Consider the following 12135-nt stretch of genomic DNA (forward strand, 5'->3'; position numbering starts at 1 on the left):
TAATTTTGCTCAGCCGTGCTATTTAATGCGCGCAACTTTGGCGGCAGCCAGGATAAATGCCAGCGCGGAGGCGCCGGCGGCAATAACAAAGACAGCACTGCCGCCCAGACTATCCCAGAGGTAACCGCTGTATAGGCTGCCGATCATGCCGCCGCAACCAAAGCTTAAGCTGCTGTAAAACGCCTGGCCTTTGCCCTGATGCGATGCGCCGAAATATTTTAATAATAGCTGCATGGCGACAACATGGGTGATACCAAAACTGGCCGCATGCAGCAGTTGGGCGATCAACAACCATTCCAATGAGTCAACGGCATAGGCAATCAACAACCAGCGCACCGTGCTTAACAGCAGGCTGGACAATAATAAACCACGCACACTGAACCAACGTAATAAACGGCCAGCCAACAGAAACATGACAATTTCAGCACAGACACCCAAGGCCCATAGCTGACCTGTGAAGCTGGCGGAGTAGCCATGCTGTTTCAGATAAACCGAGAAAAACACATAATATGGGCCGTGGGCAACCTGCAACAGCATGTAAACCAGGAAAAAACAAATTACTTCCGGCTGACGCAGAATTTCACCCAGACTGCCGCGCCGGGCCGGTGGATTAATGTGACCGGCCTCCGGAGTAATGAGGGATAACAGCCAGTTGAGCAGCAGCAGGATTATCACCAGATAAGGCAAATATGCAATGCTGACCGTGTCCAGAAGCTGGCCTATACCTAATACGGCAGCAATAAATCCTAGCGACCCCCACAGGCGAATCCGGCTATAACGGTGGGTGGCCTCCTGTAAATGAAACAGGGTGGCCGCTTCAAACTGCGGCAAGGAAGCATTCCAAAAAAAACTGAAGGCCACGGTGACACCGGCAAACCACCAGTATTGCTGTCGATATAAAAAACCACAGAACAAGGCGGCGGATAATAGCGAAGTGATGCGGATCAGCCGCAGCCGCCGGCCGGTTTTGTCGGCCAGCCACCCCCAAAGATTGGGCGCGATGATTTTGGTGGCGACTATCAGCGCGGTTAACTGGCCGATTTCGCTGGGATTAAAACCAACATGTTTGAGATACAGACTCCAAAACGGGACAATGGAGCCTAAAATCGCAAAATAACAGGCATAAAAGGCCGATAAGCGCCAGTATGGCACTGCCATTTAGCGCAAGACAGGCAAACCGGAATCTACATGCAGATTCTGGGCGCGATGCCGCAGTAAATGATCCATTAACACCAGGGCGACCATGGCTTCGGCGATGGGGGTGGCGCGAATCCCAACGCAAGGATCGTGACGGCCTTCGGTAACCACTTCCACCGCTTCACCCAGACTGTTGATACTTAAACCGGGTAAACGCAGGCTGGAGGTAGGCTTTAAAGCGATACGAGCAACAATATCCTGACCACTGGATATACCACCAAGGATGCCGCCGGCATGATTGCTTAAAAACCCTTGCGGGGTGATTTCATCGCGAAATTGGCTGCCTTTGGTATGTACGCAGTCAAAACCATCGCCAATTTCCACGCCTTTGACAGCATTAATGCTCATCAGCGCGTAGGCCAATTCAGCATCCAGACGGTCAAAAATAGGCTCGCCCAAGCCGGGCGGCACCTGACTGGCAATGACTTCGATTTTGGCGCCTATCGATTCGCCTTCTTTGCGCAAAGCATCCATATAGCTTTCCATTTCGGCAACTTTGCCGGCATCCGGGCAAAAAAACGGGTTATTGGGAATTTCATCCCAATCGAACTGTGCGATTTTAATCGGGCCCAACTGGGACAAATAGCCGCGCACCTGGATCCCATGCTGTTCCTGCAGGTATTTTTTGGCGATGGCACCGGCGGCTACCCGCATGGCGGTTTCCCGCGCCGAGGAACGGCCGCCGCCGCGATAATCGCGAAAGCCGTATTTTTGCTGATAAGTATAATCAGCATGACCAGGCCGAAAGGCATCTGCAATTTTGCTATAGTCTTTGGAGCGCTGATCGGTGTTTTCGATCAGCAAACCAATCGGCGTACCTGTGGTTTTACCTTCGAATACACCGGAAAGGATTTTTACCTGATCGGGTTCACGGCGCTGGGTAGTGTGCCGTGAAGTACCAGGCTTACGTCTGTCCAGATCGAATTGCAGATCAGCTTCAGTAAGAGCCAGACCTGGCGGACAACCATCTACAATAGCCCCTAATGCGGGGCCGTGGCTTTCCCCAAAGGTGGTGACGGTAAATAGTTTTCCTAGTGTGTTTCCGGACATGATAGGGCGCTTACAAATTGGGAATGATAGTCTTGAACCTGCTGGGCGGTGAGTAAAAACACGCCGTCACCACCTCGGGCAAAATCCAGCCAGTAAAACGGTACATCGGGGAATAATGTTTGCAGGGTTTCGGCACTGCTGCCGACTTCGATAATCAGGATGCCGGTTTCGGCCAGATAGTCCTTGGCATCAACCAGGATACGCAGTACCAGATCCAGGCCATTTTCGCCACCGGTGAAGCCCATGCCCGGTTCGGCGTGAAATTCGGCAGGCAGGCTTTGCCATTCGGCGATACTGACATAAGGGGGGTTACTAACGATGATATCGTATGGTGTCACCGGCAGTTGCTTAAACAAGTCAGACTGGTACAAGGTGACTTGTGGGGCCAGCTCATGCTTGTCGATATTAATCTCTGCAACGGCCAGCGCATCGGCAGACAATTCCACGGCATCAACTTGAGCATCGGGAAACGCATAAGCGCAGGCGATGGCAATACAGGCACTGCCGGTACATAAATCCAGAATATTATAAACCTGCTCTTCATCGACCCAGGGCTGAAAGCGTTCGGCAATCAGTTCGGCTATAGGGGAACGCGGCACCAGCACCCGTTCATCAACATAGAATGACAGACCGGCAAATATGGCTTCGTGAGTAAGATAAGCAGAAGGCTTACGTTCCACGATACGCCGGATAACCAGATCAATCACGGCCTGACGCTCCGGCACGGTCAATACCGCGTCGAAATAGCTTTCGGCCAGATCATAGGGTTGATGCAAAGTATGCAGCACGATGGCTGCCGCTTCATCCAGCGGCGTGGCGGTACCATGACCCAAAAATACCTGATGCTCGGCAAAGCGACTGGCTGCCCAACGGATATAGTCTTTGATGCTGGTCAGCGTGTCGATGACATCAGCCGCTTGTAAATTCATGGTGATTTTAAACTGTGAATAATAACCGCTCATTTTACCGTAAAGCCCCGCTTGGTGCGCCTGATATTTAGCAGGACAAATTCTGCCGGGCTTGTTATATTGTCTGCCTTGCACTTAAAGCCCATTCTGCACTACAGGCCGATTATGATACGCTCGCCATCCATTCAATTTTTTGCATACTGCTGGTTTTTACTCTCGCTGAATGCATGCAGCTCCTTCGACCCCAAACAGGCCTCTGCGCAGGACATAGCCGCAGCTACCAGCATTGAACCGGCTTCTGCAGACAACGGCCCGACCTGGCAGGCGCCGGAATTGGTTGCCAGCCGCTACCGAGCGCTGTTTTACGGATACGATAGTGTGGCTTACCGCTTAAGCGCAGCGCAAAATCAAACTGCCGGCCAAACCGAACCCTACCGTATATTGCTGGATATCAATTACGGGGCTAAACAGCCGCGCAATTATCAGGTCAGCCCTGCCCCACCAATTAACCATACCCGTCAGGAAACCGTGCGTTGCGGCGTTTATAATAATTTTGTCAGCGCCTGTCTGTACCGCGACCGGGGTTATATTGAACTGACCGCAGCAGAATTACAGGCCGCCGCCAGTACCGGTCTTAATCTGCAATTACAGGCCAGCGATACCCAAGATTTAAGTATGGAATTGCCGGCCAGTTATATTAGCGGTTTTCTGCAAGCGGTAAATAAACATTGATCAGAACGCGGCGCCAAACCATAAAGCCATACGGGATCCAATATGCCGATTCTGCAACGGTTTAACTCGATTACACCACTCACTACCACTTTATTATTGATGACGCTCAGCGCTTGCAGCCTGGATGCCAAATTAGCCTCCCCGCAACAAATTGCCGATGCCACTGTCAACGAACCGGCGAGTGCCGGATTAAGCCTATCCTGGCGCGCGCCAGAGCTGTCTGCCAGCAGTTACCGCATCCTGTTTTATGGTTATGACAGAGTCTATTATCGGCTCAGTGCCCTGCAGGCGCCGGCACCCGAGCAAAGCCCAAGTTATCGCTTATTGCTGGATATCAATTATGGTGCTCGGCAGATGCGCGAATATCACATCCAGAATGGCAATACCGCTTTGCCGCTAAGCCATAACCGCCATGAAATTGTGCGCTGCGGGATATTCGACGACCTCACTTCTGCCTGTCTGTTCCGGGATCAGGCTTATGTGGAACTGAGTCAAGCCGACTTAGATGCCGCCATCGGCAAAGGTTTGACGGTGTTATTGAAAAGTGAACATAATCAGGACATCAGTCTGGAGTTGCCGGGAAATTATATTGCGGGGTTTTTGTTGCGCTTACAGCACCCTAAATAATCCGGCTGTGTGACGGGTCTGAATCAAATAAAGCGCCATCAGCTGACGAAACCGGATCAACGCTCAAAATATTGCAATAAAAACTCCACAAAAGCGGTCAGTTTGGCCGGGTAATAACGGCGTTGCAGATAGGTGGCGTAAACTGCCAGACCGGGACGCTGGTAATTGCGTAATATTTCCACCAGTTCGCCGTTTTGCAAATAAGGCGCTACCGATAGCTTGGGCGCCCGAACAATACCCATGCCTAATGCCGCCGCCTGACATAAAGCCCGGCCATTATTGGACGACAGCAACCATTCGGCTTTAATTTTTTTGACTTCGCTGCCGGCATTAAATACCCAATAATCGCCGTGCGGTGTATCCACATAATGTAGGCAGCGGTGTGCGCTCAATTCTTCTAGCGTTTGTGGACAGCCATTGGCGGCAAGATAGGCCGGCGAAGCGTATGTACCGAGTTCGGTAACGGCAATTTTTCTGGCCACCACGCCCTGATCCAGGGTATCGGTGACCAGCAGCGATATATCAAAACTGCCGCCGCGCAAGTTTTGCGGTTTATTATCCAGTGTCATCAACACTTTTACCGCCGGGTATTTGCGTAAAAATTGTTCGATGACCGGTACCATATACATACCGCCAAAATCGATGGGGGCGCTTATTTTAAGCAGGCCTTTGACTTGATCGCCCATTTCCGCAGTGGCAGCCTCCAGATTGGCCAGATCGTCGAGCAATTGACGGCTACGCTGGTAGTAAGCTTCCCCGGCGCTGGTTAAACTGATAGTGCGAGTAGTCCGATTCAGCAACACCACCCCCAGCGAAGCTTCCAGTTGGGCCATGTATTTGCTGATCATCATCGCCGAACACTGCTGCTCCTTGGCCACAGCCGTAAAAGTACCGAGTTCAACTATTCGGCAGAATACCTGCATATTATTAAATTTATCCACTCGATTACCTTAATATAAACCACTGGTTTATATTTTATAAACTAATAAACCAATTTTATCCAGCGCTAAGCATAGTAAAATATAAGTGGAGATAGTTTTATCGTCTGGTTTTGCGGTTTAAAGCCAGACGTTTTTTTAGGCTATGTTTGCGTTAATAGTTGATTTGGGTATACGCGATAGAGGCCATCGCCCCCTACCCCTTTTTTTCAAAGGGGTAACTGGTTGGTTTGCTTAAGTTAAGCACATTTCTTAAACCAATAGTGAGATCAGCTATTAACGCAAACATAGCTTTTTTTTAACCCTAACCGGCTTTACCCTATGAGCAAAATTCACAACGAAGTACTTCTGGCCAATCGCGGTTATGCCGCCAGTTTTGACAAAGGTCATCTGGCCATGCCGCCGGCACGCCAGTTTGCCATATTGACCTGTATGGATGCCAGACTTGATCCCGCCAAATACGCCGGCCTGTCCGAAGGCGATGCCCATGTGATCCGCAATGCCGGCGGACGTGCCAGCGACGATGCGATCCGCTCGCTGGTGATCTCCTACAAATTACTGGGTACTAAAGAGTGGTTTGTGATTCACCATACCGATTGCGGCATGGAAACCTTTAGCGACGAAATTATGCGCGACTTGCTGGCCAGCAGCCTGAAAACCGCCAGCATAGACGCTAGCGGTTGGCATGATGGCGGCGAAGGCCCCGGTTCTGCCGAAGCCAAATATATAGACTGGTTGACGATTAAAGATCAGGCGCAAAGCGTGCTGGAAGATGTTACCCGCATTAAATCGCACCCACTGGTGCCGTCGGATATTCCGGTTTACGGTTATATTTATGACGTAAAAAGCGGACGTTTGATTGAAGTGCCTGAAGCAACGGCGGTTGGCGCAGCCAGTTAATTTTTACTGACAGAGTATATTTTTGCTGGGCATCGGTTTTATAAGCCCGTAAAAACCTGGATCCGCGTCTGGTGACCAAGGGGCGGATCCAGCAAGCAGTTCCTAATCTTTATCCAGTCCAAACGCTGTATGCAGCGCCCGTACCGCCAATTCCAGGTATTTTTCGTTGATCACCACCGATATTTTGATTTCTGAAGTAGAGATCATCTGAATATTGATGCCTTCGTCGGCCAGAACTTTGAACATGGTGCTGGCGATGCCGGCATGAGAACGCATGCCCACGCCAACAATAGAAACTTTGACTATGCTGTTGTCGGCGCTGACTTGTTTGCCGCCCAGGTTGGCACACACTTCTTCCAGTATGGCTTTGGCGCGGAGAAAGTCGTTACGGTTGACGGTAAAGGTAAAATCGGTAGTGCCGCGTTCGCCTACATTCTGGACTATCATGTCCACTTCAATATTTTCAGCAGCGATCGGGCCGAGAATTTTTGATGCCACACCCGGCAGATCAGGCACACCGGTCAAGGTCAGCTTGGCCTCGTCACGGTTAAAGGCTATGCCTGATATTAAAGCTCTTTCCATTTCTGTTTCCTCGTAGGTAATAAGAGTGCCGTTGCCTTCGCTAAATGAAGACAGCACCCGCAACGCAACATTATATTTTCCGGCAAATTCCACCGAACGAATCTGCAATACTTTTGAGCCCAGGCTGGCCATTTCCAGCATTTCTTCAAAAGTAATTTTATCCAGACGCCGGGCTTTGGGCACCACGCGCGGATCAGTGGTGTAAACACCATCGACATCGGTATAAATCAGGCATTCATCGGCCTTCAGCGCGGCTGCCAGCGCCACTGCCGTGGTATCGGAACCGCCACGCCCCAAGGTGGTGATATTGCCCAACTCGTCTACACCCTGAAAGCCAGCCACGACCACCACCTTACCGGCATCCAGATCGGCGCGGATGCGGGCATCTTCGATTTCGCGAATTCGGGCCTTGGTATGACTGCTGTCGGTGAGGATTTTGACCTGGGCACCGGTGTAAGAACAGGCATCGCAACCCAGATTATGCAGCGCCATGCTCAACAGAGAAATGGTGACTTGTTCGCCGGTCGACAACAACACATCCATTTCCCGATCAGTAGGTTGCAACTGCATTTCTTTAGCCAGACCAACCAGACGGTTGGTTTCTCCACTCATGGCCGAAACCACAACAATGATTTGATCGCCTGCCTCATGAGCGGTTTTAATTCTTGCCGCAACGGCTTTTATACGTTCGGGAGTACCGACCGATGTGCCGCCAAATTTATATACATACAATGCCATTTTGTTTCAACCTGTTAGGTCTTATTACCTTTATTTATTGCAAAATTCGTAACAACTGTTCAGCCTGATTTATATCAGCGTAAGCACCAGGCTTTATCCGGCCGAGTGCTTACCTGAATTGCCTGGAAGCATTAAATGGTTGTAGCAACGTTAGGCGCGATTGATGCGCTTCATTGCGTTCAGCACATCTTATGTCCTATGCGTTAATACAGGGGTTGGCTTACGATTAACTGTCCAGACGTTGTTTTATCCAATCTGGGGTTTGCTGCAGAGCAGCGGCCAAACCGGCTGGATTGCTGCCGCCGGCCTGGGCCATGTCTGGCCGGCCACCGCCTTTGCCGCCTACTTGAGTGGCGACAAAATTAACCAGATCGCCGGCTTTGACCTTATCCATAACATCTTTGGAAACGCTGGCAATCAGGCTGACTTTATCACCGCTGACTGTTGCCAGCAGCAGTGCAGCGCTGCCCAATTTATTTTTCAGCTGATCGGCCAGCTCACGCAAGGCTTTGGGATCGATACCGTCCAATTCGACAGCCAGCACTTTGACGCCATTGATGTCGAGGGCCTGGGCGGTTAATTCGTCACCTGAGGAACTGGCGAGTTTGGATTTAAGTTTATCCAGCTCTTTTTCCAACTGCCGGGTTTTTTCCAGCAGTTGCTGTACCTTGTCGGCCGCTTTGTCGGGGGCGCTTTTCAGCAGCCCGGCGATGGCCAGCAACGTTTGTTCGCGTTCAGCTATCCAGGCAAAAGCCGGTTCGCCACTGACAGCCTCTATGCGTCTCACCCCTGCGGCCACACCGGTTTCAGCCACTATTTTGAACAAACCGATATCACCAGCGCGTTCTACATGAGTTCCTCCGCATAATTCGGTAGAAAAATCGCCTATGGTCAGCACCCGGACTTCATCACCGTATTTTTCGCCAAACAAGGCCATGGCCCCGGCTTTTACCGCAGCGTCCTTGGCCATAACCCTGGCGGCAACCGGGCTATTAGCGCGAATCTGGGCGTTGACCAGTTGTTCCACCTGACTGATTTGTTCAGCGGTCAGCGGTTCGAAATGGGAAAAGTCGAAACGCAGCCGTTCGGCTGTGACCTGCGAACCTTTTTGGGCAACATGCTCACCAAGAATCCGGCGTAAGGCGGCATGTAATAAATGGGTGGCCGAATGGTTACGTTCAGTGGCCTGACGTTGTTCGGCATTGACGCTGACTTGACCAAGCTGGCCGGTGCTGAAACTGCCCTGGAGCACTTTGCCTTTGTGCAAAAACAATTGTCCACCCTGTTTTTGGGTGTCATACACTTCAAACACGGCATCGCCGGCCTTAATGATACCGGTATCGCCGGCCTGACCGCCGGATTCAGCGTAGAACGGGGTTTGATCGAGAATGATCACACCTTCATCGCCGGCCTCCAGTTCTGTTACCGGCTGACCTTGGCGGAACAGACCGATGATATTCACGGCACCTGCCAGCTCGGTATAGCCGATAAACTGGGTATGGCTGTCGTGCTTGATATCCTGATCGTAAGCGGCGGCAAAACTGCCACCGGCTCTGGCACGTTCGCGCTGGGCGTTCATGGCAGCTTCAAAACCGGCATGATCGACCCGCAATTGATTTTCGCGGGCAAAATCGGCGGTTAAATCCACCGGGAAACCATAGGTATCGTAAAGCTGAAACACCACATCGCCGGGAATCAGATCGCCATCCAGTTTTGCTGCGCAGCTTTCCAGGATTTTCATACCCTGTTCCAAAGTTTCGGCAAAACGCTCTTCTTCTTTTTTCAGTACCCGCTCTACCTGTTCCTGAGCTTTGGCCAGTTCCGGATAGGCTGCACCCATTTCCGCCACCAAGGGGGCGACCAGTTTGTAGAAGAAAGTATCGTGGATACCCAGGCGATAACCATGACGAATGGCGCGACGAATAATACGGCGCAACACATAACCGCGGCCTTCATTGGATGGCAATACACCATCGGCCACCAGAAACGCGCAGGACCGAATATGATCGGCGATTACTCGTAGCGAGCTATTGCTTAAATCCTGGGTATTGGCCAGTTGTGCGGCCACACCGAGAATATTTTGGAATAAATCAATTTCGTAATTATTGTGTACGCCCTGCAACACAGCCGCAATCCGCTCCAGACCCATGCCGGTATCGACGGATGGCGCAGGCAAGGGCGTGAGAGTGCCGTCTTTGTCGCGGTCGTATTGCATGAATACCAGATTCCAGACTTCGATATAACGGTCGCCGTCTTCGTCCGCACTGCCGGGCGGGCCACCTGCCACATCGGCACCGTGGTCGTAAAAAATCTCGGTGCAGGGACCGCAGGGGCCGACATCACCCATAGACCAGAAATTATCTTTGGCGCCTATTCGGGAAAAACGCAGCGGATTGATTTTGACATCTTCCAGCCAGATAGCTTCCGCTTCGGCATCTTCATCAAATACGGTGACCCAAAGTTTTTCGGCGGGTATGCCCAGTTCGCCGGTTAAAAAATCCCAGGCGTAATGAATGGCATCGCGTTTAAAGTAATCGCCGAAACTGAAATTGCCCAGCATTTCAAAAAAAGTATGATGACGTGCGGTATAGCCCACGTTTTCCAGATCGTTGTGCTTGCCGCCGGCTCTGACACAACGCTGGCTGGTGGCGGCGCGGGTAAAGCCCAGCTTTTCCCGGCCCAGAAATACGTCCTTGAACTGCACCATGCCCGCATTGGTAAATAACAGGGTAGGATCATTACCCGGTATCAGTGAACTGGACGGTTGCACACTATGGCCGCGTTGGCGAAAGAACGCCAGGAAGGCGGCCCGTAATTCGGCGCTGGTCATTTTTTTCATCATGCTACGTTGATTATCCTTGTTTGTTACAAATGTTTAACCTTTGCTACCCTAGATAGTGCGCCGGCCATGTCCTTACGGACTTATCTACCCAATTTAATTTGCAATTCCAGTTGCAAGCCCTTAATCAGCTCCGCACTAAAACCGCGCTGCTGCAGGAAACGGCAGCGTTTAAACCACTCGTTGTGAGTTAACGCAGTGTTGTCATCGTATTTACTGCGATAAACCGCCAGTAACAGATTTTGCCAGTCGCCGTATTGTTCGGCAACCAGTTCATCCAGATCCTGCGCTGCAATGCCGCGTTGCTGCAATTCAAAGCGAATCCGGCTGGGACCATAGCCTTTTTCCAGACGTTGTCTGGCATAACATTCGGCATAACGCTGGTCATTTTGCCAATTCTCGGCACTGATTTTAGCAATCACCGGCAGGGCTTCCTGCCGGGTGTACCCTCTTAAGGCCAGTTTATTCAACAACTCTAGCTGGCTATGCTCGCGTCTGGCTAACAGGCGCAGGCAGATTTGTTCGATCTGCCGGCTGCGCTCAATCGCCGTCGACGAACTCGGCATCGTCTACCGCAAAAGTAGGCAAGGTATTATGCCGGGCCGCAAAGGCTTTTTCCCGGATTGCGGTTTCCAGCTCTTTGGCTTTATCTGGATTATCTCTCAGATACTGTTTGGCATTGTCTTTACCCTGGCCAATTTTTTCACTGCCATAGCTGTACCAGGAGCCGGATTTTTGCACAAAGCCATAAGACACACCCAGATCCACTAATTCTCCGAAAAAGGACACACCCTCGCCATACAGAATCTCAAAATCAGCCTGTTTAAATGGCGGCGCTACCTTGTTTTTGACTACTTTGACCCTGGTTTCGTTACCGATCACTTCGTCGCCTTTCTTGATGGAACCAATCCGGCGAATATCCAGCCGGACTGAGGCATAAAATTTCAGGGCATTACCACCGGTGGTGGTTTCCGGGTTACCAAACATCACCCCAATCTTCATCCGTAACTGGTTGATGAAAATCACCAGCGTATTTGAGCGTTTGATGTTAGCGGTCAGTTTACGCAAGGCTTGCGACATCAAACGGGCCTGCAGACCCATGTGCGAATCGCCCATATCGCCCTCGATTTCCGCTTTGGGCGTTAAGGCTGCCACGGAGTCGATGACCACAATATCCACTGCGCCGGAACGCACCAGCATATCGGTGATTTCCAAAGCCTGCTCGCCGGTATCAGGCTGGGATACCAGCAACTCACTGATATTAACACCCACTTTTTCCGCGTAATCCGGGTCCAAAGCGTGTTCAGCATCGACAAACGCTGCCGTACCACCCAGTTTTTGCATTTGCGCGATGGTTTGCAAGGTCAGTGTGGTTTTGCCTGAAGATTCCGGGCCAAAAATTTCCACCACCCGGCCACGCGGTAAACCGCCGCAACCCAGGGCGATATCCAAAGATAAAGAGCCGGTGGAGACCACATCGATGTCACGAGACGCGCCGGCATCGCCCATACGCATCACCGAACCTTTGCCAAACTGCTTTTCGATCTGCATCAGGGCGACGCCCAGCGCCTTTTTCTTGTTCTCGTCCATTTAATCCGCCTATGGTTGATTAGCTGTGATATTG

General features: G+C 51.3%; 11 protein-coding genes. 3 read left to right on the top strand and 8 right to left on the bottom strand.

The annotated features are described in order from the left end of the window. Nucleotides 1-18: 18 nt before the first annotated feature. The 3 genes from KEF85_RS11355 to prmB are packed head-to-tail and all read right to left on the bottom strand — an operon-like array spanning nt 19 to nt 3176. Entirely contained in the window at nt 19-1158 is a 1140-nt protein-coding gene (locus KEF85_RS11355) for an MFS transporter (protein ID WP_215580642.1), read from the bottom strand. After that, nucleotides 1159-2247 carry a chorismate synthase gene (aroC, locus tag KEF85_RS11360; protein ID WP_215580644.1) on the bottom strand — a complete coding sequence of 363 codons (1089 nt, stop codon included), beginning with the start codon at nt 2245-2247 and terminating at the stop codon, nt 1159-1161. Then, on the bottom strand, nt 2229-3176 hold the full coding sequence (prmB, locus tag KEF85_RS11365; RefSeq protein ID WP_215580647.1) for a 50S ribosomal protein L3 N(5)-glutamine methyltransferase: 948 nt from the start codon (nt 3174-3176) through the stop codon (nt 2229-2231). The genes aroC and prmB overlap by 19 nt, the downstream gene beginning before the upstream one ends. A 144-nt stretch (nt 3177-3320) precedes the next feature. Between prmB and KEF85_RS11370 the strand changes: the two genes are divergently transcribed. Together KEF85_RS11370 and KEF85_RS11375 are read left to right on the top strand one after the other, a co-directional pair. After that, entirely contained in the window at nt 3321-3887 is a 567-nt protein-coding gene (locus KEF85_RS11370; RefSeq protein WP_215580649.1) for a hypothetical protein, read from the top strand. Nucleotides 3888-3929: 42 nt separating this feature from the next. After that, entirely contained in the window at nt 3930-4514 is a 585-nt protein-coding gene (locus KEF85_RS11375) for a hypothetical protein (RefSeq protein WP_215580651.1), read from the top strand. Between the two features lie 56 nt (nt 4515-4570). On the opposite strand, the gene KEF85_RS11380 is transcribed toward KEF85_RS11375, so the two are convergent. Continuing rightward, nucleotides 4571-5455, bottom strand: coding sequence for a LysR family transcriptional regulator (locus tag KEF85_RS11380; protein WP_215580653.1), 885 nt, complete (start codon nt 5453-5455; stop codon nt 4571-4573). Nucleotides 5456-5773: 318 nt separating this feature from the next. Here KEF85_RS11380 and KEF85_RS11385 point away from each other — a divergent pair, with 318 nt between their 5' ends. Beyond that, complete coding sequence (locus KEF85_RS11385; protein WP_215580655.1) at nt 5774-6352, top strand: beta-class carbonic anhydrase; 579 nt, start codon at nt 5774-5776, stop codon at nt 6350-6352. Nucleotides 6353-6454: 102 nt separating this feature from the next. Here KEF85_RS11385 and KEF85_RS11390 read toward each other — a convergent pair whose 3' ends face one another. From KEF85_RS11390 to recA, 4 genes are all read right to left on the bottom strand, one after another. After that, entirely contained in the window at nt 6455-7672 is a 1218-nt protein-coding gene (locus KEF85_RS11390; RefSeq protein ID WP_215580658.1) for an aspartate kinase, read from the bottom strand. A 226-nt stretch (nt 7673-7898) separates the two neighbouring features. Beyond that, nucleotides 7899-10511 carry an alanine--tRNA ligase gene (gene alaS / locus KEF85_RS11395; protein ID WP_215585150.1) on the bottom strand — a complete coding sequence of 871 codons (2613 nt, stop codon included), beginning with the start codon at nt 10509-10511 and terminating at the stop codon, nt 7899-7901. A gap of 83 nt (nt 10512-10594) precedes the next feature. Next, on the bottom strand, nt 10595-11077 hold the full coding sequence (locus tag KEF85_RS11400) for a regulatory protein RecX (RefSeq protein ID WP_215580660.1): 483 nt from the start codon (nt 11075-11077) through the stop codon (nt 10595-10597). Then, the gene (gene recA / locus KEF85_RS11405) at nt 11052-12101 is read right to left on the bottom strand and encodes a recombinase RecA (protein WP_215580662.1); all 1050 of its coding nucleotides are present in this window, start codon (nt 12099-12101) and stop codon (nt 11052-11054) included. Before recA ends, KEF85_RS11400 begins: the two co-directional genes overlap by 26 nt. Between the last annotated feature and the right edge of the window lie 34 nt (nt 12102-12135).

It is taken from the genome of Methylomonas paludis (assembly GCF_018734325.1).
Lineage (GTDB): Bacteria > Pseudomonadota > Gammaproteobacteria > Methylococcales > Methylomonadaceae > Methylomonas > Methylomonas paludis.